Raw genomic sequence first — 22,452 nt, 5'->3', positions numbered from 1 at the left:
AGATTCTACCTCATTTCACGATCTTGAGGCGAGGTCTGCTGCCGCCTTTCGAGCCGTCGCCGTCGGTTTTCGGCGGTTCGTCGGCACCTTCGGACGGCTCCTCGTTCGCGCCGATATCGACGACAGGCGTCAATACCGCAGGCGACTCTTCACGGGATGCCTCGTCGGCCGGCGCGGCATCGTCTTCGAACGCACCCGAATCCGCGCCCTCGCCTGCCACCGCATCGACCTGGAACGCCATCCCTTGCCCGTTCTCCCGCGCGTAGATCGCGAGCACGTTGGCCACCGGAATCTCGATCTTGTGCGCCTTCCCGGAGAACCGGGCGGTGAACTCGATCCACTCGTTACCCATCTGCAGCTGGCTCGTCGCCTCGAAGCTGATGTTGAGCACGATCTCGCCGTCACGCACGAACTGACGCGGCACGCGCGTCGAGTTGTCGACCCTCACCGCGATATGCGGCGTGTAACCGTTATCGGTGCACCACTCGTACAGCGCGCGCAGCAGATATGGCTTCGTTGAAATCTCTTGCATCACAATCCTCGAACCCGGAGCGGGCACGCGGCACGCCGCGCCGCCCGCTCCGTCATGCCTTCATTGCATCATCAACGACGCATGACCTTTTCGGACGGCGTCAGTGCTTCGATATAGGCCGGGCGGCTGAAGATCCGCTCGGCATACTTCATCAGCGGCGCAGCGTTCTTCGACAGCTCAATGCCGTAGTGATCCAGACGCCACAGGAGCGGCGCGATCGCGACGTCGAGCATCGAGAACTCCTCGCCGAGCATGTACTTGTTCTTCACGAAGATCGGCGCGAGCTGCGTCAGGCGATCGCGGATCGCGAGGCGTGCCTTCTCGTGATTCTTCTCCGCCGCCTTGCCCTTCTCGTTCTCGAGCGTGCTGACGTGAACGAACAGCTCCTTCTCGAAGTTCAGCAGGAACAGGCGTGCACGTGCGCGCTGCACCGGGTCGGCCGGCATCAGTTGCGGGTGCGGGAAGCGCTCGTCGATGTATTCGTTGATGATGTTCGATTCGTACAGAATCAGGTCGCGCTCGACCAGAATCGGCACCTGACCGTACGGGTTCATCACCGAGATGTCTTCCGGCTTGTTGAACAGGTCGACGTCACGGATCTCGAAATCCATGCCCTTCTCGAACAGCACCAGCCGGCAACGCTGGGAGAACGGGCAAGTTGTGCCGGAATACAGAACCATCATATTTGCGTTTCCTCAAAAAAGCCGAGGGCCGGCACGCGGCGCAACCCCTTTCACGGGTTCCGCCTTGCGCCGGCCCCACGCCGGTCAGGCGTGTTTACTTGATATCTTTCCAGTACGCGGCATTGAGCCGCCAGGCCAGGAAAGTCAGGACACCGAGAAAGATCAGCACCCACACGCCGAGGCGTTTGCGGGTCTGCTGGGCCGGCTCGGACATCCATGTCATATAGGCCACCAGGTCGGCCACCGCAGCGTCATAGTCCGGCGGCGACAACGTCCCCGGCGTGACCTGCTGGAAGCCGACGAGCGTGTGGACCTTCTCGCCCGTCTCCTCGTCCGTCTTGTCTTCGAATTTGGCAGTGCGCCGCCCCTGCAGTTGCCACAATACATGGGGCATGCCGACGTTCTCGAACACCGCGTTGTTCCAGCCGGTCGGCCGCGTATCGTCGCGGTAGAAACTCCGCAGATACGTGTACAGCCAGTCGCGGCCGCGCGCCCGTTCCTCGACCGACAGGTCGGGCGGCAGGGTGCCGAGCCAGTTCTTCGCGTCTTCGGGCCGCATCGCGACGGACATCGTGTTCCCGACCTTGTCGGTCGTGAACAGGAGATTCGTTTCGATCTCCTTCTGGGATATGCCCAGATCCGTCAGACGGTTGTAGCGCATCAGGTTCGCGCTGTGGCAGTTCAGGCAATAGTTTACAAACAATTGCGCGCCGTGCTGAAGCGAAACGAGATTTTCCGTGTTATCGGGCGCCCGGTCGAGCGGAAAATTACCTTCCGCGCGCACGGCCGGCGCCGCCAGCAGCGCAACGGCCGTCGCCCCGATCAGTGCGAGCGTCGAAAGCAGTTTCTTCATGTCGTTCTCTCCTCGCTCACATTAATGGGGCTTGAAGCGCACCCGCTCCGGCGGCTGCTTGAACGTGCCAAGCGGCGTCCAGACGGGCATGCCGAGGAAGAACGCGAAGTAGATCAGCGCACAGCCCTGCGCAATCAGCGTCGCGACCGGCGATGGCGGCCGTGTGCCGAGGAACGCTAGGGTCAGGAACGCCACGACGAAGATCCCGAGGAACACCTTGTGGAAGAACGGCCGGTACCGGATCGACTTCACCGGGCTGCGGTCGAGCCACGGCAGGAAGAACAGCGTGATCACCGCCGAGCCCATCACGACGACGCCCCAGAACTTCGACTCCGTCAGGAACATGAACACGACGATCGCCGCGGCCAGCACCGGCAGGCCGATCTTCCACTTGCCGCGCGCGCGGACCAGGGCGAGCACGCCGAGCAGCGCGATCACGATCATCAGCACGATCTTGAACGGGTCGGTCGTCGCGCGCAGCATCGCGTAGAACGCGGTGAAATACCAGACCGGCGCGATTTCCGGCGGCGTCTGCAGCGGGTTCGCCGGCACGAAGTTGTTCGACTCGAGGAAGTAGCCGCCCATTTCCGGCGAGAAGAACACGATCAGCGCGAACACCATCAGGAACACGCAGACCCCGAAGAAATCGTGCACCGAGTAGTACGGATGGAACGGGATGCCGTCGAGCGGAATACCGTTCGCGTCCTTCTTCGCCTTGATCTCGATGCCGTCCGGGTTATTCGATCCCACTTCGTGCAGCGCCACGAGGTGCGCGATCACGAGGCCGACCAGAACGAGCGGAATCGCGATCACGTGGAACGCGAAGAAGCGGTTCAGCGTGACGTCGGACACCACATAGTCGCCGCGGATCCACAGCGACAGGTCCGGGCCAACAAATGGAATCGCCGAGAACAGGTTCACGATCACCTGCGCGCCCCAGAACGACATCTGGCCCCACGGCAGCAGGTAGCCGAAGAACGCCTCGGCCATCAGGCACAGGAAGATCGCGCAGCCGAAGATCCACACGAGCTCGCGCGGCTTCCGATACGACCCGTACATCAGCCCGCGGAACATGTGCAGGTACACGACGACGAAGAACATCGACGCGCCGGTCGAGTGCATGTAGCGGATCAGCCAGCCCCACGGCACCTCGCGCATGATGTATTCGACCGACGCGAACGCGAGCGTCGAGTCGGGCTTGTAGTTCATCGTCAGGAAGATGCCCGTGACGATCTGGTTGACGAGCACCAGTAGCGCGAGGGAGCCGAAGAAGTACCAGAAGTTGAAGTTCTTCGGCGCGTAGTACTCGGAAACGTGCTTCTTCCAGGTGGACGTGAGCGGGAAGCGCTGGTCGATCCAGCCGGTGAGACCTGTGGTGGAGACTTCCTTGTTGTCGACGGCCATCACGCTTCTCCTTTCTCGTCCTTGCCGATCACGAGGGTCGTCGCCGACGTGAACATGTAGGGCGGGATGTCGAGATTCTGAGGCGCCGGCTTGTTCTTGAACACGCGACCGGCGAGGTCGTAGGTCGAACCGTGGCACGGGCACAGGAAACCGCCCGGCCAGTCGTCCGGCAGGTTCGGCTGCGGACCCGGCGTGAAGCGTTGGCTAGGCGTGCAGCCGAGGTGCGTACAGACGGCCATCACGACGAGAATGTTCTTGCGATCGGTCCGCGCGCGATATTCGTTCGCGCAATACGCGGGCAACGGCATCGAATACGGAGATTTCGTGGTCGGATCGGCCACTTCCTTATCGGCCTTGACCACATCGGCCAGCATCGAATCAGTGCGATTCAGGATCCAGACGGGCTTGCCGCGCCACGGCACGGTGACCATTTCGCCCGGCTTCAGGCTGCTGATGTCGACCTCGACCGGCGCACCGGCCGCTTTCGCTCTCGCGGACGGCGCAAGCGACGCCGCGAAAGGTACAACGGTGGCGACACCTCCCACGCCACCTGCTACGGATGTCGCAATCAGCCAGGTACGGCGGCCGCTGTCGACGCGTTTCTCTTCCTTGTCTCGCATCACACGCCCCACTTCTGAGTTGGATTTTCCGTCACGACTTTCCATTCCGCCGCTAGTTTGCTCGAATGGAGTCGTCATTTACAAGGCCCGGAGATGAAAATCCCTTCGAAGTGATTGATAGTTAAGGGTTTTCCCGCACTATCTGAGCAATTAAATCATTCCACTTTTAAGCACTTGCTACATTGTGAAATTTCGATGCGGTGCCGCAAATCTGTCGTTCAGACCGGATTATGAATATCGATAAAAAGGTGTTCGATATCGAATTCTTCGGACAAGTGGCGTCCCAGCGCCTGGATTCCGTAGCGTTCGGTGGCATGGTGCCCTGCCGCAACGAACGCAACGCCGCTCTCCGCGGCCGCGTGCGTGACGGATTCCGATACCTCGCCGGTCAGGAACACGTCGGCGCCGGCATCGATCGCGGCATCGAAATAACTTTGCGCGGCGCCGGTGCACCACGCGATGCGGCGCAGTTGCATGTCCGCATCGCCGAGCACGAGCGGCGTGCGGCCGAGCGTGCGCTCAACCTTCGCGACGAAGTGCTCGAGCGTGACGGGCATCGGCAGCGTCGCCATCCAGCCGAGGTCGCCGTCGCCGAAACGCTGATCGCCGATCAGCCCGAGCTTCTGGCCGAGCTGCGCGTTGTTGCCGAGCTCGGGGTGCGCGTCGAGCGGCAGATGGAACGCGAACAGGTTCAGGTCGTTCGCGAGCAGCAGCTTCAGGCGCTGATACTTGCGGCCCGTGATCTGCGGCGCCTCGTTGCGCCAGAAATAACCGTGATGAACGAGCACCGCATCCGCCCCCCATTCGAGCGCGGCTTCGAGGAACGCGACCGACGCCGTCACGCCGGTGGCGATCTTCTCGATCTTGCGGCGCCCCTCGACCTGGAGGCCGTTCGGGCAATAGTCCTTGAAGCGCGCGGTTTCAAGGGTATTGTTCAAGTACAATTCAAGTTCGATCCGATCCATATAAACCTCTAATCCATTCAGATGCTTAGACGCTTCTGGCTGTTCTTCGCGCAGGCGGTGACCGTACTGCTCGCGCTGATGTTCATCGTCGTGACGCTCAAGCCGCAATGGCTGCAACGGCAAGGACAGCTCGGCAAGCAGCTCGCCACGCCGATCGTTGCGTTGCGGGAAGTAGCGCCGGGCATCGGCGGAGCGCCGGCGACCACGTCGTACGCGGAAGCCGCGCAAAAGGCGATGCCCGCCGTCGTCAACGTATTCTCCAGCAAGGACGGCTCGCTGCCGCCCGATCCGCGGGCGAAGGATCCGCTGTTCCGCTATTTCTTCGGCGACCGCAACGCACGCAAGCAGCAGGACGAACCGGCCGCCAACCTCGGCTCCGGCGTCATCGTGAGCCCTGAAGGTTACATTCTAACGAACCAGCACGTCGTGGACGGCGCCGACCAGATCGAAGTCGCGCTCGCCGACGGCCGCACGGCCACCGCGAAGGTGATCGGCAGCGACCCCGAGACCGATCTCGCCGTCCTGAAGATCAACATGACGAACCTGCCGACGATCACGCTCGGCCGTTCCGACCAGTCGCGGGTCGGCGACGTCGTCCTCGCGATCGGCAACCCGTTCGGCGTCGGCCAGACGGTCACGATGGGGATCATCAGCGCGCTCGGCCGCAATCACCTCGGCATCAACACCTTCGAGAACTTCATCCAGACCGATGCGCCGATCAACCCCGGCAACTCGGGCGGCGCGCTGGTCGACGTGAACGGCAACCTGCTCGGCATCAACACGGCGATCTATTCGCGCTCGGGCGGCTCGCTCGGCATCGGCTTCGCGATCCCTGTGTCGACCGCGCGCACCGTGCTCGAAAGCATCATCACGACCGGCTCGGTCACGCGCGGCTGGATCGGCGTCGAGCCGCAGGACGTCACGCCGGAAATCGCCGAGTCGTTCGGGCTCCAGCAGAAGACGGGCGCGATCGTCGCGGGCGTGCTGCAGGGCGGTCCGGCAGACAAGGCCGGCATCAAGCCGGGCGACATCCTCGTGAGCGTGAACGGCGACGAAATCACCGACACCACAAAGCTGCTGAACACCGTCGCGCAGATCAAGCCGGGCACGTCGACCAAGGTGCACGTCGTGCGCAAGGGCAAGGAATTCGACGTGAACGTCGTGATCGGCAAGCGCCCGCCGCCGCCGAAGCAGGCGCTCGACGAACAGGACAGCGACAGCGAGTGACATCCGGGCGGCGCGTCTGCGCCGCTTGCACGCAGCAGCCGGAAACGAAAAACCCCCAAGGGCTGGAATGATATCCAACGCTTGGGGGTCGACTCAATTCGCGGCCCTTCCGCTTTGCAACGAAACGCTTTCGTCGCGGTGAAGCCGTGATCCCGCCCTCACCACCTGCCCTTCCCGCCGCTCGCCGGCTGCGATGTTGCTTGCGACGGCAGCCAGCATGCCGGCCACCGCGCACCCTTTCCTGCTCAACTGGCGGCGCCGTTCTCCGGCTCGGGTTCTTCCGTCGTCGGCTTCGGCACGAAGAACCGCGCGGCCAGCAGCCCGACCTCGAACAGCACGATGAGCGGCAGCGCGAGCATCAGCTGCGAGAACACGTCCGGCGGCGTGACGACTGCCGCGACGACAAACGCGCCGACGATCACGTACGGCCGCATCTCCTTCAGCTTCTTCAGCGTCAGCACGCCCATCCGCACGAGCAGCACGACGATGATCGGCACCTCGAACGTGACCCCGAATGCGATGAACATCCCGAGCACGAAGCTCAGGTAGTTGTCGATGTCGGTCGACATCTCCGCGCCGAGCGGCGCGTTGTAGTGCGCCATCACGCGGAAGATCGTCGGGAACACGAGGAAGTACGCGAACGCCATCCCGCACAGGAACAGGAAGTAGCTGCTGCCGACGAGCGGCATGACGAGCTTCTTCTCATGCTGGTACAGGCCCGGCGCGACGAACGCCCAGATCTGGTACAGCACGATCGGCAACGCGATCACCAGCGCGACGAGCATCGTGACCTTCATCGGCACGAAGAACGAGCCGGTGACGTCGGTCACGATCATCCTGCCGCCCTTCGGCAGGTTTTCCATCAGCGGCCGCGCGAGCAGCCGGAAGATGTCGGGCGCCCAGTACACGAGCCCGAGGAACACGACGATCACGGCCAGCCCCGCGCGAATGATGCGATCGCGAAGCTCGACGAGATGGGAAATGAAGGTTTCTTCCGGGGCGTCGCCCGGGTTCTGCTGGGGGTCGCTCACACCGGCCCTCGGTAGGATTGACGAGCGAGCATGCGCTCGACTCAGAGAAAGCGCGTCGGCCGGCGCAGGCTGGCCGGCTGGTGGCGCGCGACACGCGCGGCGCCCGACTGCACGTGCGTGCGGCGGGTCGTCGCGCGCTTGTACCAGACAGGCATCGCCGCCTGCTTCACACGCCAGTTGCGACGCTTGCGCGCAAGCGCGGCCGTACTGCCGCGCCACGACGGCGCCGCGGGGGTGTCGGAGCCGTACGTGCCGGCATCGACCGAGCCTTCGTTAAGACCGCCGACCGCGGAATGCCACGTGTCGTTCAGTTCCTTCTCGTGCTCGCGCAGGTTGTCGTGAATCGTTGTCTCGACATTGCGCGCGGCCGACTCGAAATCGGTCTTCATCGTCCGCAGCGCGTCGAGTTCGATTTCGCGCGAGACCTCGGACTTCACGTCGTTGATGTACCGCTGCGCGCGGCCAAACAATGCGCCGGCCGTACGGGCGACGCGCGGCAGGCGCTCGGGGCCGAGCACCACGAGCGCGACGACGCCGATCAGCGCCATCTTCGAAAGACCGAGATCCAGCATCGCGTATGCCTGTCAGCTTGCCGGCGTTACGCCTTGTTCGAGTCGGAACGCGTCGTTTCCTTCGCGTTGACGTCGACCGTGCCCGTGCGCGGCAGCTGCTGTGCATCCGCCGGCGTCTCGCCTTCCTTCATGCCGTCCTTGAAGCCCTTCACGGCGCTGCCGAGGTCGTTGCCGATGTTGCGCAGCTTCTTCGTACCGAAAACCAGCGCGACGATCAGCAGCACGATCAGCCAGTGCCAAATGCTCAATCCACCCATGATGAAACCTCTCCTCAACCATGCCGCGTGGCGGCGCAAATCGCCGGCGGCACGCCGGCTTCGACTATCGATGCGGGGAAACGCCCCGCTACGTCAACCCATCCGCAGCCACGGGCGCGGACCGGCCAGGATATGCGCGTGCAGGTGGTAGACCTCCTGCCCGCCGCCGGGGCCCGTGTTGATCACCGTGCGAAAACCGGTTTCGCCGCCCGTGTAGGCCACCCCGAGCTGGTCGGCCAGACGCGCGACGAGCAGCATCAGCCGGCCGAGCATCGGCGCATCGGCTTCGCTCGCCGCCGACAGCGTCGGCAGGTGCCGGCGCGGAATCACCAGCACGTGCGTCTCGGCCGCCGGGCGGATGTCGCGAAACGCGACGAATTCGTCGTCCTCGTGCACCTTCTCGCTCGGGATCTCGCCCGCCGCGATCTTGCAGAACAGGCAATTCGGATCGTGACTCATGTTGCTCCTGCGAAACGCCCCGCGCGCGGGTCAGAACCAGGCCTGCGGATCGAGCGTCTTGTTGTCGTTCAGGTACAGCCAACCCTTGATGATACGGTACAGCGTCCAGATCCACGTGACAAACATGATCACGAATCCCACCACCACGAACATCAGCGCGAAGCCGATCACGTAGGCGATCAGCGCGCGCCAGAACGTGCGGATCTGCCACTCGAAATGGTCGGCGTACTGCGTGCCGGCCACGTCGTCGCGCTTCACGTAGTTGATGATGATCGCGATGATGCCGGTCACGCCGCCCGTCAGCCAATGAATCGCGTAGAGGCCGTACAGCACGTGCGTCAGCGTGCGCAAGCCCTTCAACCGCTCGGCGTCCGCTGCGCCCGGCAGCGACGGCGTCGGAAACTCGCTCGGCGTATCGGTCATGATGCTACCCCCGTCAGATGACAATTCTTACAGCTTACCGCACTGTTGCCGGCGCGGCAGGCCGTGAGCCGTCACCCGCCGTTTTCTTCGCGCTCGCGGCGCTTGCGCAGCGCCTTTTCCTCGATGCCCGACAACCCTTCGCGGCGCTCGAGCTCGCCGATCACGTCGGCCGGGCTCAGGTCGAAATGCGACAGCATCACGAGGCAGTGGAACCACAGATCGGCCACTTCGCCGACCAGCGCCGTCGGCGCGCCGCCCTGGCGCACGTCCTTCGCGGCCAGCACGACTTCGGTCGCCTCTTCGCCGATCTTCTTCAGCACCGCGTCGTCGCCCTTGTGAAACAGGCGCGATACGTACGATTGATCGGGGTCGCCGCCCTTGCGGCTATCGATCACGGCCGCGAGGCGCAGCAGCGTGTCTTCGGTCGATTGCGTCATTTGTAGATGTGTTCGGGGTCTTTCAGCACCGGATCGACCGCGACCCAGTCGCCGCCGTCCACCGTGCCTTCGAATTTCTGGAAGAAGCACGAATGCCGGCCGGTGTGGCATGCGATGCCCGACACCTGCTCGACCTTCAGCAGCACGACGTCCTCGTCGCAGTCGAGCCGCACCTCGTGCACGTGCTGCACGTGGCCCGACTCTTCGCCCTTGAACCACAGGCGCTTGCGCGAACGCGAATAATAAACCGCGCGCTGCGTTTCGATCGTCTTCGCGAGCGCTTCGCGATTCATCCACGCGAACATCAGCACGTCGTTCGTCGATGCTTCCTGCGCGATCACCGGCACGAGGCCGTTGTCGTCCCAGCGGACCTTGTCGAGCCACGCGGGCAGCGCTTTCGTTTCCGTATTCATCACAGCCTCACCGGAATGCCCTGATCGGACATGAAGCGCTTCGCCTCGCCGACCGTGTGCTCGCCGTAGTGGAAGATGCTGGCGGCCAGCACCGCGTCAGCGCGGCCGTCCTTGATGCCGTCGGCCAGGTGCTGCAGCGAGCCGACGCCGCCCGACGCGATCACCGGCACCGGCACCGCGTCCGACACGCCGCGCGTGAGCGCGAGGTCGAAGCCCGACTTCGTGCCGTCGCGATCCATGCTCGTGAGCAGAATCTCGCCCGCGCCGAGCTCGGCCATCTTGCGCGCCCATTCGATCGCGTCGAGGCCCGTGTTCTTGCGGCCGCCGTGCGTGAACACTTCCCAGCGCGGCGTCTCGCCGTCGGCCGACACGCGCTTCGCGTCGATCGCGACGACGATGCACTGCGAGCCGTACTTGTCGGCCGCGTCGCGTACGAGCTGCGGATTCGCGACCGCCGACGAATTCATGCTGACCTTGTCCGCGCCCGCGTTCAGCAGGCGCCGCACGTCCTCGACGGCGCGCACGCCGCCGCCGACGGTCAGCGGAATGAACACCTGCGACGCGACGGCTTCGATGATCGGCAGGATCAGGTCGCGCTGGTCGGAGGTCGCGGTGATGTCGAGGAACGTCAGTTCGTCGGCGCCCTGGTCGTCATAGCGGCGGGCGATTTCGACGGGGTCGCCGGCATCGCGCAGCTCGACGAAATTGACGCCCTTGACGACGCGCCCGGCGGTCACGTCCAGGCAGGGGATGATGCGTTTAGCTAGAGCCATGATGTTGCGCCAAAGGCCGCGATGGGACGGCCGGTTACGGAAGCCTCGCGCGAGGCTTCCGGTCGGGGCCGCCAGCAGGCAGCCCCGGCGAACGGGACAACCGCGCTTACGCGTTGTCGAGTTCGCCGTTCAGTTCGTCCGCGCGCTTTTGCGCGGCCGCGAAATCGAGATCGCCGGAGTAGATCGCACGGCCGCAGATCACGCCTTCGACGCCGTGCTCTTCCACTTCGCACAGGCTGTCGATGTCCGCGAGGTTCGACAGGCCGCCGCTGGCGATCACCGGAATGCCGACCGCCTGAGCGAGCTTCACGGTCGCCTCGATATTGATGCCCTGCAGCATCCCGTCGCGGCCGATGTCGGTGTAGACGATCGATTCGACGCCGTAGTCCTCGAACTTCAGCGCGAGATCGATCACTTCGTGGCCCGTCAGCTTGCTCCAGCCGTCGGTCGCGACCTTGCCGTCCTTCGCATCGAGGCCGACGATGATGTTGCCCGCGAACGCGGTGCACGCATCCCGCAGGAAGCCCGGGTCCTTCACGGCCGCCGTGCCGATGATCACGTAGGACAGGCCGGCGTCGAGATACTTCTCGACCGTCTCGAGGCTGCGGATGCCGCCGCCGAGCTGTACGGGGATTTCGTCGCCGACTTCGTCGAGGATCGCTTCGATCGCATCGAGGTTCTTCGGCTTGCCGGCGAATGCGCCGTTCAGGTCGACCAGATGCAGCCGCCGGGCGCCGAGATCGACCCACTTGCGGGCCATCGCCGCCGGGTCCTCGGAGAAAATCGTGGCCTGGTCCATATCGCCCTGTTTGAGGCGCACACACTGACCGTCTTTGAGATCGATGGCCGGAATCAGCAGCATAGCAATCGGGTGTCGTCGTGGAAGAAGAAAAGAATCGGGCGCGCACCGGTCGATCCGGTACCGCGCCGCCTCGCTAGTTTAGTACAACTCTTTCGGCGCTTTCGTGTGCGCGCATCGTGCGACAGGCCGTTCCGGCCCGCCGACTGTAGCACGCACGCGACGCTCACGGCTTCCAGTGTACGAAGTTGCGATACAGACGCAACCCGACTTCCGCGCTTTTCTCGGGGTGGAATTGGGTCGCGAAGAGATTGTCCCGCGCGACCGCGGACGTAAACGGCGCGCCGTATGCCGTTTCGCCGACCGTATGTGCCGGGTTGTCCGGCCTCACGTAATAGCTGTGTACGAAGTAAAAGTATGCGTCGTCGGGCACGCCGTCCCACAGCGGGTGCGGCTGCGACTGGCGCACGCGGTTCCAGCCCATCTGCGGCACCTTGAAGCGCGAGCCGTCGTCCTGCAGCCGGCCGTCGAGCTCGAAGCGCACGACCTTGCCGGGCAACAGGCCCAGGCCCTTCGTGTCGCCTTCCGCGCTCCAGTCGAACAGCATCTGCTCGCCGACGCACACGCCGAGCAGCGGCTTCGTGCGCGAGGCCTCGATCACCGCGTCCTGCAGCCCCGATTCGCCGAGGCAGCGCATGCAGTCCGGCATCGCGCCCTGGCCGGGCAGCACGACGCGGTCGGCCGCGCGAATCGCGGCCGGCGTGTCGACGATCGCCACGTCGGCGGCCGGTTCGGCCTTCTTGAGCGCCTGCGCGACCGAGCGCAGGTTGCCCATTCCATAATCCACAATCGCAATCGAAGTTTTCATCTCAGTGCAGGCAGTAGCGCCCTCAGTCCGTTGACGATGAATTCCACCGCCAGCGCCGACAGCATCAGACCCATCAGCCGCGTGGCGATGTTGATGCCGGTGCGGCCGATCCAGTTCGCGATCGGCTCGGCGAGCCGCATCGCGACGAAACACAGAAAAGCCAGGGCCGCGCCGATCGCGACCAGCCCGGCCCGCTCATACCAGTGATGCGAGTTCGCCGCATAGATGATCACCGTGCTGATCGAGCCGGGGCCCGTGAGCAGCGGAATCGCCAGCGGCACGACCGCGATGTTGTCCTTCGACTCGGCCTCGTAGCGCTCCTCCGGCGTCGATCGCGTGTTGCCGATCTGCGCGTTCAGCATGTTGATCGCCATCAGCAGCATGATGATCCCGCCGCCCACTTCGAGCGAGCCGACCGAAATGCCGAAGAAGTCGATGATCTGCTGCCCGAGCAGCGTCGTCACCGTCATCACGCAGAACACCGACACCGACGCGATCCGGATCGTGCGGCGCCGCTCGCCGTCCGTTTGCTGCGCGGTCAGGCTCAGGAAGAACGGCACGGCGCCGACCGGGTTGATCAGCGCCAGCAGCGAAATGAACGATTTGAGCAGATCCATCGCAAGCCGGCGCGCCGCGCCGAAGCCGTGAGGTTGTCCTGGGCGTGCGCCCGTCCGGAAGGTTAGAGGCTGCCCTTCGTCGACGGAATCTGCCCCGCCGCGCGCTCGTCGAGCTCCACCGCCGCACGCAGCGCCCGGCCGAAGGCCTTGAACACCGTTTCGAGTTGATGGTGCGCGTTGATCCCGCGCAGGTTGTCGATATGCAGCGTGACGCCCGCGTGGTTCACGAACCCGCGGAAGAATTCGATCGACAGGTCGACGTCGAACGTACCGATCCGCGCTCGCGTGAACGGCACGTGGAATTCGAGACCCGGCCGGCCCGAGAAGTCGATCACGACGCGCGACAGCGCCTCGTCGAGCGGCACGTACGAATGGCCGTAGCGGCGAATGCCCTTCTTGTCGCCGATTGCCTTCGCGACGGCCTGGCCGAGCGTGATACCGACGTCCTCGACCGTGTGGTGGTCGTCGATATGCGTATCGCCATGCGCTTCGACCTCGAGATCGATCAGACCATGGCGCGCGATCTGATCGAGCATATGGTCGAGAAACGGCACGCCGGTGGCCAGCTTCTGCCGGCCCGTACCGTCGAGATCGAGCTTCACACGGATCTGCGTTTCGCTGGTATTGCGAACGACTTCCGCCACACGCATGGCAATTCCTTGATTGAGTCTGATGTAAATGGGGATTGATCGTCGCGCGCCGCCGCGCCCTGGGCTCAACCGGGCAGCGCGAGTTTCAAGGCAGCCAGCAGGCGCGCGTTTTCGTCGGGAGAACCGACGGTCAGTCGCACGCATTCGGCCAGCAACGGATGCATTTTACTCACGTTTTTGATCAGCACCCGCTCGGTGAGCAGCGCATCGAACACCGCCGCCGCGTCCGGCACGCGCACCAGCAGGAAATTGCCGGCGCTCGGGAACACCGTCGCGCCCGGCAGCGCGGCCACGGCCTGCGCGAGGCGCGTGCGTTCCGCACGCAGTTCGGCCGCCTGCGCATCGAGCACGTCGAGGTGGTCGAGCAGGAAATCGGCGCTCGCCTGGGTCAGCACGTTGATGTTGTACGGCGGGCGCACCTTGTCGAACTCGGTCAGCCAGGTGGGCAGCCCCGCGAGATAGCCGAGGCGGATGCCGGCCAGGCCGAGCTTCGACACCGTGCGCATCACGACGACGTTGTCGAACTCGGCGGCGCGCGGCAGCCACGAGCGCTCCGCGAACGGTTGATACGCCTCGTCGATCACGATCAGGCTGTGTTGCGCGGCCGCGATGATCCGCTCGACGTCGGCTTCGTCGTACAGCGTGCCGGTCGGATTGTTCGGGTACGCGAGATAGACGAGCGCGGGCCGGTGCTCGGCGATCGCCGCGATCATCGCGTCGGCGTCGAGCGTCAGGTCTGCCTTGAGCGGCACGCCGACGAATTCGAGCTGCGCGAACTTCGCGGACAGCTCGTACATCACAAAGCCCGGCACCGGCGCGAGCACCTTCGCGCCCGGCTTCGCGCATGCCACCGACATCATGCTGATGATTTCGTCCGAGCCGTTGCCGAGCAGCACGTCGCACGCGGCCGGCACGCCCATCGCGCGGCGCAGCTTGTCGAGCAGCGCGCCCGGGCGCGGCGCCGGGTAGCGGTTCAGCGCGACCTGCGCGAGGCGCTCGCCGAGCGCGGCCGCCAGCGGCGCGGGCAGCGAATACGGGTTCTCCATCGCGTCGAGCTTCACGAAGCCGCTCGCGTCGGGCACCGGGTAGCTCGTCATCGCGAGCACGTCGCGGCGGATGATGTCTTGGGGCGTCGTCATGGTCTCAAGCCGGCGTGCTTCGCGCCGGCGTCAAATGGTCTCGGCACGGTGGCGGCTGCCGCCGTGCGCAGGGTCTCCTCGTCGACCGCGGCCGATGCGTCGGCACCGGCCGCGGCGCGTGTCACCCCTTCATCCGCAGCTCGGCGCTGCGCGCGTGCGCCTGCAGCCCTTCGCCGTACGCGAGCTCGGAGGCGATTTCGCCGAGCGTCTGCGCCCCTTCGGCGCTGACTTCGATCAGGCTCGAGCGCTTGATGAAGTCGTACACGCCGAGCGGCGACGAGAAGCGCGCGGTGCGCGACGTCGGCAGCACGTGGTTCGGGCCCGCGCAGTAGTCACCGAGGCTTTCGCTCGTGTAGCGGCCGAGGAAGATCGCGCCGGCGTGGCGGATCTGCTGGCCCCATTGCTGCGGCTCCAGCGCGGAAATCTCGAGGTGCTCGGGCGCGATGTCGTTCGCGATCCGGCACGCTTCGGCCATGTCGCGCACCTTGATCAGCGCGCCGCGGCCTTCGAGCGACGCACGGATCACCTCGCGGCGCGGCATCGTCGGCAGCAGCTCGTCGATCGCCTTCTCGACGCGCTCGAGGAACGCGGCGTCCGGGCACAGCAGGATCGACTGCGCGAGCTCGTCGTGTTCGGCCTGCGAGAACAGGTCCATCGCGACCCAGCTCGGATCGGTCGTGCCGTCGCACAGCACGAGGATTTCCGACGGGCCGGCGATCATGTCGATGCCGACCGTGCCGAACACGCGGCGCTTCGCGGATGCGACGTACGCATTGCCCGGCCCGCAGATCTTGTCGACCGCCGGCACCGTGGCCGTGCCGTACGCGAGCGCGCCGACCGCCTGCGCGCCGCCGATCGTGAACACGCGATCGACGCCGCCGAGCAGCGCCGCGGCGAGCACGAGGTCGTTCTTCACGCCGTCCGGGGTCGGCACGACCATCACGATCTCGCCGACGCCCGCGACCCGCGCGGGAATCGCGTTCATCAGCACCGACGACGGATACGCGGCCTTGCCGCCCGGCACGTACAGGCCGACGCGGTCGAGCGGCGTGACCTTCTGGCCGAGCACCGTGCCGTCGCTTTCCGTGTACTGCCAGCTATGCGTGCCGCACTCGATCTTCTGCTTCTCGTGGTACGCACGCACGCGGGCGGCGGCCGCTTCCAGCGCCGCGCGCGCCTTCGGCGCGAGGCCGTCGAGCGCCGTCTGCAGCGCGTCCTGCGGCAGTTCGAGCGCGGCGACGCTGCTCGCGTCCAGCCGGTCGAAACGGTTCGTGTACTCGAGCACCGCGGCGTCGCCGCGCGACTTCACGTCGGCGAGGATCTGCGCGACCGATTGCTCGATCGCTTCGTCCTCGCTTGCCTCGAACGCGAGCAGCGCGCGCAGCGCGGCGCCGAAGCCGTCGCTCGTCGAATCGAGTTTGCGGATGGTGATGGCCATGGGAGTTCCGTTACGGTGATGCGCTCAATTGCCATTCTGCGACGCGCGTTCGAACGCGTCGAGAATCGGCTTGAGCGCCGCGCGCTTCAACTTCAGCGCAGCCTGGTTCACGACGAGGCGCGACGAGATCGCCATGATCTCCTCGACCTCGACCAGATTGTTCGCCTTCAGCGTGCCGCCCGAGCTGACGAGGTCGACGATCGCGTCGGCCAGCCCGACCAGCGGCGCCAGCTCCATCGAGCCGTACAGCTTGATCAGGTCGACGTGCACGCCCTTCGCGGCGAAGTGTTCGCGTGCCGTTTCGACGTACTTGGTCGCGACCCGCAGGCGCGCGCCCTGGCGCACCGCGTTCGCGTAGTCGAAGCCGGCCGGCACCGCCACCGACATCCGGCAGCGCGCAATGTTCAGATCGATCGGCTGGTACAGGCCCGATCCGCCGTGCTCGACCAGCACGTCCTTGCCGGCCACGCCGAAATCGGCCGCGCCGTATTCGACATAGGTCGGCACGTCGCTCGCACGCACGATGATCACGCGCAGGTTCGGATCGGTCGTCGGCAGGATCAGCTTGCGCGACGTTTCCGGATCCTCGGCCACCTGCACGCCGGCGGCGGCGAGCAGCGGCAGGGTTTCCTCGAAAATCCGGCCCTTCGACAGGGCGAGGGTCAGCGGCGCGGTCATGCTTGGCTCCCGGAGAGGCGGCGCACGTTCGCGCCGACGGCGGTCAGTTTGGTTTCCATGCGGTCGTAGCCGCGGTCCAGGTGATAGATGCGGTCGACGAGCGTTTCGCCTTCGGCGCGCAGCCCGGCGATCACGAGGCTCGCCGATGCGCGCAGGTCGGTCGCCATCACGTTCGCGCCGGACAGCTTGTCGACGCCCGTCACGAGCGCGGTGTTGCCGTCGATCGTGATGTTCGCGCCGAGCCGGTTCAGCTCCTGCACGTGCATGAAGCGGTTCTCGAAGATGGTCTCGACGATCTGCGCGGTGCCCGTCGCGACCGAATTGAGGGCCATGAACTGCGCCTGCATGTCGGTCGGGAACGCCGGGTATTCCGACGTGCGGATCGTCACCGCCGACGGGCGGCGGTCCATCCGCACGCGCAGCCAGCTGTCGCCTTCCTCGATCGACACGCCGGCCTCGCGCAGCTTGTCGATCACCGCGTCGAGGATGTGCGGGCGCACGCCCGTCAGCAGCACGTCGCCGCCGGCCGCCGCGACCGCGCACAGGAACGTGCCGGCCTCGATGCGGTCGGGAATCACCGAATGGCGTGCGCCGTGCAGCCGCTCGACGCCCTGGATCACCAGGCGATCGGTGCCGATGCCCGAGATTTTCGCGCCCATCGCGACCAGCAAGTGTGCGAGATCGCTCACTTCCGGCTCGCGCGCCGCGTTCTCGATCACCGTCTCGCCGTCGGCCAGCGTCGCGGCCATCAGCAGGTTTTCCGTCCCCGTCACCGTGATCATGTCGGTCACGATGCGCGCGCCCTTCAGGCGCTTCGCGCGCGCTTCGATGAAGCCGTGCTCGATGCTGATCTCGGCGCCCATCGCCTGCAGGCCCTTGATGTGCTGGTCGACCGGACGCGCGCCGATCGCGCAGCCGCCCGGCAGCGACACCTTCGCCTCGCCGAAGCGCGCGAGCAGCGGCCCGAGCACGAGAATCGACGCGCGCATCGTCTTGACGAGCTCGTACGGCGCGACGAGGTTGTCGACGCGCGACGCGTCGAGCTGCACGCGGCAGCCGTCCGTTTCGCTCTTCACGCCCATCTGGTTCAGTACCTTCAGCGTGGTGCGCACGTCCTTCAGGTTCGGCACGTTGTCGAGCTCGACCGGCTCGGCGCTGAGCAGCCCCGCGCACAGGATCGGCAGCGCGGCATTCTTCGCGCCCGACACGACGATCTCGCCCGAAAGCCGGCGACCGCCCTCGACCACCAGCTTGTCCATCCCGTGTCCCTGCGATTCCCCGTTGGCGGCCGGGTGTGCCGTGGCGACGCTCTGGACGGCGTCGCGCTCGTTGACGGTGACTTGCACTCAGTGGTTCCGGTTATGCGTTCTGCCATTCGGCGGGCGTCAGCGTCTTCATGCTGAGCGCGTGGATTTCCTGTTTCATGCGATCGCCGAGCGCCGCATAGACGAGCTGGTGCCGCTGGATCGGCCGCTTGCCTTCGAAGGCCGCCGACACGATCGTCGCGAAGAAATGCTGGCCGTCGCCTTCGACTTCCAGATGGGTGCAGGCGAGACCGCCGGCGATGTATTGCTTGACCTGTTCGGGAGTCGGCAACATGAGGGGGCTCCTGTCGGCGCGCGCCGCCCGGGGGCGGCCGCTGCCTGTCGATATCAATGACGCAGTTTGTAGCCGGTCGCGAGCAGCCGCATCGCGAAGATCGCGAGCAGCACGAAGAAACCGGTGACGATCGCGAGGCTCGCGAGCGGGTTGATGTCGGACGCGCCGAAGAACCCGTAACGGAAGCCGTCGATCATGTAGAAAAACGGGTTGAGACGCGAGATCTCGCGCCACACGGGCGGCAGCGAGTGCGTCGAATAGAACACGCCGGACAGGAACGTCAGCGGCATGATCAGGAAGTTCTGGAACGCGGCGAGCTGGTCGAACTTCTCGGCCCAGATCCCGGCAATCAGCCCCAGCGTGCCGAGGATCGCCGAGCCGAGCAGCGCGAATGCGATGATGAACAACGGCGCCGCGAAATGCATCGGGACAAACCAGATCGTCACGACGAACACGCCCGCGCCGACCGCGAGGCCGCGCACGACGGACGCGAGCACGTAGGCGCCGAAGATGTCGCGGTACGACAGCGGCGGCAGCAGCATGAACACGAGGTTGCCGGTGATCTTCGACTGGATCAGCGATGACGAGCTGTTCGCGAACGCGTTCTGCAGCACGCTCATCATCACGAGGCCGGGCACGAGAAAGCTCACGTACTCGACGCCCGGATACACCTCGACGCGGCCCGACAGCGCATGGCCGAAGATCGTCAGATACAGCAGCGCCGTCACGATCGGCGCGCACACCGTCTGGAACGACACCTTCCAGAACCGCAGCAGTTCCTTGTAGAACAGCGTGCGAAACCCGCTGCCCGCCACGACGGCGGGCTCGGGCGTTTGCAGGGAACGGGGCGGTCGCGCCTCCCCGGGCGAACGCAGTTCGCGTGTGGGTTGTTGATTCATGCCAGCCCCTCGATCACCTCGGCCCCGTTCATCACCTGGACGAACACATCTTCGAGGTCGGCCTTGCGGACCTCGATCTCGTCGAACGTGCAGCCCGCCGCGCGACACTGCGCGAGGATGCGCTCGACGTCGTCGTAGTTCGTCAGACGCAGCAGGTGCTCGCCCGGCGTGCGTGCGGCCGGATCGGTCTCCAGCGCTCGCAGCTCGGCAGGCAGCGCGCCCGTCGCGAGCCGCAGGTACAGCTGCAGTCCCGCGAAGCGGCGCAGCAGCGCGTCGGTGCGGTCGAGCGCGACGACTTCACCGCGACGCAGCATCGCGATGCGGTCGCACAGCGACTCGGCTTCCTCGAGGTAATGGGTGGTCAGGACGATCGTGTGGCCCTCGCGGTTCAGCCGCGAGATGAATTTCCACAGCGTCTGGCGCAGTTCGACGTCGACGCCGGCGGTCGGCTCGTCGAGCACGATCACGGGCGGCCGATGCACGAGCGCCTGCGCGACCAGCACGCGGCGCTTCATCCCGCCCGAGAGCGCGCGCATGTTCGCGTCGGCCTTCTCGGTGAGGTCGAGATTGGCCATCACCTCGTCGATCCAGTCGTCGTTGCGGCGCAGCCCGAAATAGCCGGACTGGATCCGCAGCGTCTCGCGAACGGTGAAGAACGGGTCGAACACGAGCTCCTGCGGCACGACGCCGAGCGCGCGGCGCGCACCGCGGAAGTCCTTGACGACGTCGTGGCCGAGTACCGAGATACTGCCTTCATCGGCCCGGGCGAGCCCGGCGAGGATACTGATGAGCGTGGTCTTGCCTGCGCCGTTCGGGCCGAGCAGACCGAAAAACTCGCCTTCCTCGACCGACAGGCTGACGCCCTTGAGCGCCTGAAGCGATTTGTAGCGCTTCTTGACGTGACGGATTTCTATGGCTGACATGACTGTGCGCGACGCCAAGGCCGCGACGCCTATTCTGTGCTTGCTGCGGATGAAAATGGGGGCCGGACGCCGATTGGCTGCCCCGCAAAACGCTTGATTATAGGGCAAACCGGCTGGAGGGGCCGGCGCTGAAGGCGCGCGGCCTGAAGCGTGCGCGCGCCGGCTGGCGCGGCAGGCTTCGATCGGACAGGGTCAATGTCGCCCGGTGCCTTCGATGAGCGCGTCGACGCCGTAGGCGTTCGCGAGGCTGGCGAGCTTCGGGGGGAGATTGAGGATGTCGAGGGTCGCGCCGCGGGCTTTCGCGGCGCGTTGCCATGCGAGCAGCACGGCGAGCGCGGACGAGTCGAACTGCGTCAGCGCCGCGCAATCGACGGCGGTGGCGCCCGCGTCGATGCGCGCGAGACCGTCCGCGAGCGCGGACTTCGCGCTCGCGACGGTCAGCGAGGAGCCGGCCGCGAAGCCGCTCACGAGGCTTGCTTGCCCGCGGCAAGTTCCTGGTTGCGCTGCGTCAGGAACTTGATCAGGCCGTCCACGCCGCTTTGCTGGATCTTCTCGTTGAACTGCTGCTGGTACGTCTGGATCAGCCACGCGCCGAGCACGTTCAGGTCATACACCTTCCAGCCGTTGGCCGTCTTGTACAGGCGGTAGTCGATCTGGACCGGCTGGCCGTTGTTCAGCGCGACCGTCTTCACGACGACGTCGGTGTCGGCCGGATCGGCGCGGAACGGCGGGTACTGGATTTGTTGATCCGGCTTCAGCTGCGCGAGCGCGCCCGAATACGTGCGGATCAGCAGCAGCTTGAACTGCTCCTGAACCTGCTGCTGCTGCTCGGCCGACGCCGCGCGCCAGTTGCGGCCCATCGCGAGCTGCGTGGTGCGACGGAAATCCGTGTACGGCAGGATGTCCTTGTTGACGATGGTGATGATGCGGTTGGTGTCGCCCTGCTTGATCGTCTGCTGCTTGACCTCGTCGAGCACCTGCTGGGTCGCCGTCTTGATCAGCGCCTGCGGGTTCGACTGGTCGACTTGCGCGTGAGCTGCGCTGCCGAACGAGAACAGCGCCGCGAAAACGGGAATCAGGAACAGTTTTTTCATCATAGTGACCTGCATGAAGAGTCGATGCGGAGGTTGGAGCCGGTAGCTTACGCGCAAGTTCGCGAACGCTACCGACTGAATCGTTTCCGGCTGTAACGAATGTAAATGGGTCAGTGCAGCCGGATGCTCGGGAAGCGGAACCCGCCCGGCGACGGCGGCGCAACCTGCATCGCCGGCACGTTCGTTTCGCTGGCCGGGTTCGGCGCTTCGGGCGTACCCGACGCCGGTGCGGGCACCGCCGCGCCCGATGCGCCTGCCGGCGCCGTCGCGCCACCCACCGCTGCCGCGCCCGCCGTACCGGCCGCGCCGGCTGCTGCCGGTGCCGCGCCGTCGTCCGGCAGCTCGTACTTCGGCAGCGCGTCGTTGCTCGACGTCGCCGCGGCCTCGCCCCGCGCATTGCTGATCAGCATCTGGCGGCGCTGCAGGTACGCGTTGCGTACGAACGAATACTTGTCGAGCGCCGCGGCATCCAGCACGTCGCCCGCGCCGAGCAGGTTCGCACGCGTGTTGACGAGGTTCACGCCGAACAGGCCCCAGCTCAGGCCGTCCGGCTTCACGTAGGTGAGCGGGTTGCCGACGTAGTCGACGCCGAGGCCGGCCGTGTCGCGCAGCGTGCTCGGGCCGAGCAGCGGCAGCACGAGGTACGGGCCCGACGGCATGCCGTAGCGGCCCATCGTGATCCCGAAGTCGGCCGTGTGCTTCGGCAGTTTCGCGATCGTCGCGACGTCGAACAGGCCGCCGACGCCGAACACCGTGTTGATCACGACGCGCATGATGTCGCCGACGCCGTCCGCGATCCGCAGCTGCACGATGTTGTTCGCCGCGATGTAGACGTCGCCGATGTTCGAGAAGAAGTTCGTCACGCTGTCGCGCACCGGCTGCGGCACCACGTACTGGTAGCCCTTCGCGACCGGCTTCAGCGCATACGTGTCGACCGTGTCGTTGAACTTGTACATCGACCGGTTGAAACCTTCGAGCGGATCGCCCTTGGTCGGCGTCTGTACGGTCGCGCAACCGCTCAACGCGGCGACTGCCGCCACTGCGAGCGCGGCGTGCCTGATGCGGATCGTCTGCATGGTCATTCCCTCTTGTCTTTCTC

Annotated in this window: 29 protein-coding genes; 1 reads left to right on the top strand and 28 read right to left on the bottom strand. The window is 65.6% G+C overall.

Annotated elements, in window-relative coordinates; genetic code table 11:
- Positions 1–10: 10 nt before the first annotated feature.
- The 6 genes from BAMB_RS01865 to BAMB_RS01840 form a co-directional block, all read right to left on the bottom strand.
- Positions 11–532, bottom strand: a complete 522-nt coding sequence (locus BAMB_RS01865) for a ClpXP protease specificity-enhancing factor (protein ID WP_011655809.1) — start codon at positions 530–532, stop codon at positions 11–13.
- Positions 533–603: 71 nt separating this feature from the next.
- Positions 604–1,215: a glutathione S-transferase N-terminal domain-containing protein gene (locus tag BAMB_RS01860; RefSeq protein WP_006400565.1), complete on the bottom strand. Its 612-nt coding sequence runs from the start codon at positions 1,213–1,215 to the stop codon at positions 604–606.
- A gap of 94 nt (positions 1,216–1,309) precedes the next feature.
- Positions 1,310–2,068 carry a cytochrome c1 gene (locus tag BAMB_RS01855; protein WP_011655808.1) on the bottom strand — a complete coding sequence of 253 codons (759 nt, stop codon included), beginning with the start codon at positions 2,066–2,068 and terminating at the stop codon, positions 1,310–1,312.
- 21 nt (positions 2,069–2,089) lie between these two features.
- Complete coding sequence (locus BAMB_RS01850; RefSeq protein WP_011655807.1) at positions 2,090–3,472, bottom strand: cytochrome b; 1,383 nt, start codon at positions 3,470–3,472, stop codon at positions 2,090–2,092.
- Entirely contained in the window at positions 3,472–4,092 is a 621-nt protein-coding gene (gene petA / locus BAMB_RS01845; protein WP_006751790.1) for a ubiquinol-cytochrome c reductase iron-sulfur subunit, read from the bottom strand. The genes BAMB_RS01850 and petA overlap by 1 nt, the downstream gene beginning before the upstream one ends.
- 218 nt (positions 4,093–4,310) lie before the next feature.
- Positions 4,311–5,057, bottom strand: a complete 747-nt coding sequence (locus tag BAMB_RS01840; protein ID WP_011655806.1) for a Nif3-like dinuclear metal center hexameric protein — start codon at positions 5,055–5,057, stop codon at positions 4,311–4,313.
- A gap of 21 nt (positions 5,058–5,078) precedes the next feature.
- On the opposite strand from BAMB_RS01840, the gene BAMB_RS01835 reads away from it, so the two are divergent.
- A complete protein-coding gene (locus BAMB_RS01835) occupies positions 5,079–6,284 on the top strand; it encodes a Do family serine endopeptidase (protein ID WP_006751792.1) in 1,206 nt (401 codons plus the stop codon).
- 245 nt (positions 6,285–6,529) lie between these two features.
- Here BAMB_RS01835 and tatC read toward each other — a convergent pair whose 3' ends face one another.
- The 22 genes from tatC to BAMB_RS01725 form a co-directional block, all read right to left on the bottom strand.
- Complete coding sequence (tatC, locus tag BAMB_RS01830; RefSeq protein WP_006751793.1) at positions 6,530–7,315, bottom strand: twin-arginine translocase subunit TatC; 786 nt, start codon at positions 7,313–7,315, stop codon at positions 6,530–6,532.
- A gap of 41 nt (positions 7,316–7,356) precedes the next feature.
- Entirely contained in the window at positions 7,357–7,887 is a 531-nt protein-coding gene (gene tatB, locus BAMB_RS01825; RefSeq protein ID WP_006751794.1) for a Sec-independent protein translocase protein TatB, read from the bottom strand.
- A 26-nt stretch (positions 7,888–7,913) separates the two neighbouring features.
- The gene (tatA, locus tag BAMB_RS01820) at positions 7,914–8,144 is read right to left on the bottom strand and encodes a Sec-independent protein translocase subunit TatA (protein WP_006751795.1); all 231 of its coding nucleotides are present in this window, start codon (positions 8,142–8,144) and stop codon (positions 7,914–7,916) included.
- Between the two features lie 93 nt (positions 8,145–8,237).
- A complete protein-coding gene (locus BAMB_RS01815) occupies positions 8,238–8,603 on the bottom strand; it encodes a histidine triad nucleotide-binding protein (protein WP_006757064.1) in 366 nt (121 codons plus the stop codon).
- A gap of 30 nt (positions 8,604–8,633) precedes the next feature.
- Positions 8,634–9,026 (bottom strand): DUF4870 family protein, encoded by a 393-nt coding sequence (locus BAMB_RS01810; protein WP_011655805.1) that lies wholly within the window; start codon positions 9,024–9,026, stop codon positions 8,634–8,636.
- A gap of 71 nt (positions 9,027–9,097) precedes the next feature.
- Complete coding sequence (locus BAMB_RS01805) at positions 9,098–9,463, bottom strand: phosphoribosyl-ATP diphosphatase (protein ID WP_006751798.1); 366 nt, start codon at positions 9,461–9,463, stop codon at positions 9,098–9,100.
- On the bottom strand, positions 9,460–9,876 hold the full coding sequence (hisI, locus tag BAMB_RS01800; RefSeq protein WP_006751799.1) for a phosphoribosyl-AMP cyclohydrolase: 417 nt from the start codon (positions 9,874–9,876) through the stop codon (positions 9,460–9,462). Before hisI ends, BAMB_RS01805 begins: the two co-directional genes overlap by 4 nt.
- A complete protein-coding gene (hisF, locus tag BAMB_RS01795) occupies positions 9,876–10,649 on the bottom strand; it encodes an imidazole glycerol phosphate synthase subunit HisF (RefSeq protein ID WP_006751800.1) in 774 nt (257 codons plus the stop codon). The genes hisI and hisF overlap by 1 nt, the downstream gene beginning before the upstream one ends.
- A gap of 106 nt (positions 10,650–10,755) precedes the next feature.
- Positions 10,756–11,511 (bottom strand): 1-(5-phosphoribosyl)-5-[(5-phosphoribosylamino)methylideneamino]imidazole-4-carboxamide isomerase, encoded by a 756-nt coding sequence (hisA, locus tag BAMB_RS01790; protein WP_006751801.1) that lies wholly within the window; start codon positions 11,509–11,511, stop codon positions 10,756–10,758.
- A 163-nt stretch (positions 11,512–11,674) separates the two neighbouring features.
- Positions 11,675–12,316 (bottom strand): imidazole glycerol phosphate synthase subunit HisH, encoded by a 642-nt coding sequence (gene hisH / locus BAMB_RS01785; RefSeq protein ID WP_006757059.1) that lies wholly within the window; start codon positions 12,314–12,316, stop codon positions 11,675–11,677.
- Complete coding sequence (locus tag BAMB_RS01780) at positions 12,313–12,933, bottom strand: YchE family NAAT transporter (protein ID WP_006751803.1); 621 nt, start codon at positions 12,931–12,933, stop codon at positions 12,313–12,315. The genes hisH and BAMB_RS01780 overlap by 4 nt, the downstream gene beginning before the upstream one ends.
- Positions 12,934–12,995: 62 nt before the next feature.
- Entirely contained in the window at positions 12,996–13,583 is a 588-nt protein-coding gene (gene hisB / locus BAMB_RS01775) for an imidazoleglycerol-phosphate dehydratase HisB (RefSeq protein ID WP_006751804.1), read from the bottom strand.
- Positions 13,584–13,648: 65 nt separating this feature from the next.
- Entirely contained in the window at positions 13,649–14,722 is a 1,074-nt protein-coding gene (gene hisC, locus BAMB_RS01770) for a histidinol-phosphate transaminase (protein ID WP_011655804.1), read from the bottom strand.
- Positions 14,723–14,843: 121 nt separating this feature from the next.
- On the bottom strand, positions 14,844–16,160 hold the full coding sequence (gene hisD, locus BAMB_RS01765; protein ID WP_011655803.1) for a histidinol dehydrogenase: 1,317 nt from the start codon (positions 16,158–16,160) through the stop codon (positions 14,844–14,846).
- 24 nt (positions 16,161–16,184) lie between these two features.
- Positions 16,185–16,838 carry an ATP phosphoribosyltransferase gene (hisG, locus tag BAMB_RS01760; protein WP_006751807.1) on the bottom strand — a complete coding sequence of 218 codons (654 nt, stop codon included), beginning with the start codon at positions 16,836–16,838 and terminating at the stop codon, positions 16,185–16,187.
- A complete protein-coding gene (gene murA, locus BAMB_RS01755) occupies positions 16,835–18,184 on the bottom strand; it encodes a UDP-N-acetylglucosamine 1-carboxyvinyltransferase (RefSeq protein WP_011655802.1) in 1,350 nt (449 codons plus the stop codon). The genes hisG and murA overlap by 4 nt, the downstream gene beginning before the upstream one ends.
- A 13-nt stretch (positions 18,185–18,197) precedes the next feature.
- Positions 18,198–18,437, bottom strand: a complete 240-nt coding sequence (locus BAMB_RS01750) for a BolA family protein (RefSeq protein ID WP_006477131.1) — start codon at positions 18,435–18,437, stop codon at positions 18,198–18,200.
- Between the two features lie 53 nt (positions 18,438–18,490).
- A complete protein-coding gene (locus BAMB_RS01745; RefSeq protein WP_011655801.1) occupies positions 18,491–19,336 on the bottom strand; it encodes an ABC transporter permease in 846 nt (281 codons plus the stop codon).
- Entirely contained in the window at positions 19,333–20,259 is a 927-nt protein-coding gene (locus tag BAMB_RS01740; protein ID WP_011655800.1) for an ABC transporter ATP-binding protein, read from the bottom strand. The genes BAMB_RS01745 and BAMB_RS01740 overlap by 4 nt, the downstream gene beginning before the upstream one ends.
- 192 nt (positions 20,260–20,451) lie before the next feature.
- Positions 20,452–20,727, bottom strand: a complete 276-nt coding sequence (locus BAMB_RS01735; protein ID WP_006751811.1) for an STAS domain-containing protein — start codon at positions 20,725–20,727, stop codon at positions 20,452–20,454.
- Entirely contained in the window at positions 20,724–21,353 is a 630-nt protein-coding gene (locus tag BAMB_RS01730) for an MlaC/ttg2D family ABC transporter substrate-binding protein (protein WP_034176288.1), read from the bottom strand. Before BAMB_RS01730 ends, BAMB_RS01735 begins: the two co-directional genes overlap by 4 nt.
- Before the next feature lie 110 nt (positions 21,354–21,463).
- Complete coding sequence (locus BAMB_RS01725; RefSeq protein WP_011655798.1) at positions 21,464–22,429, bottom strand: MlaA family lipoprotein; 966 nt, start codon at positions 22,427–22,429, stop codon at positions 21,464–21,466.
- Positions 22,430–22,452: the final 23 nt, after the last annotated feature.

This window comes from Burkholderia ambifaria AMMD, from assembly GCF_000203915.1.
GTDB lineage: Bacteria > Pseudomonadota > Gammaproteobacteria > Burkholderiales > Burkholderiaceae > Burkholderia > Burkholderia ambifaria.
The sequence above is the reverse complement of the archived record's forward strand: the minus strand, read 5'-3'. Positions and strand labels throughout refer to the sequence as shown.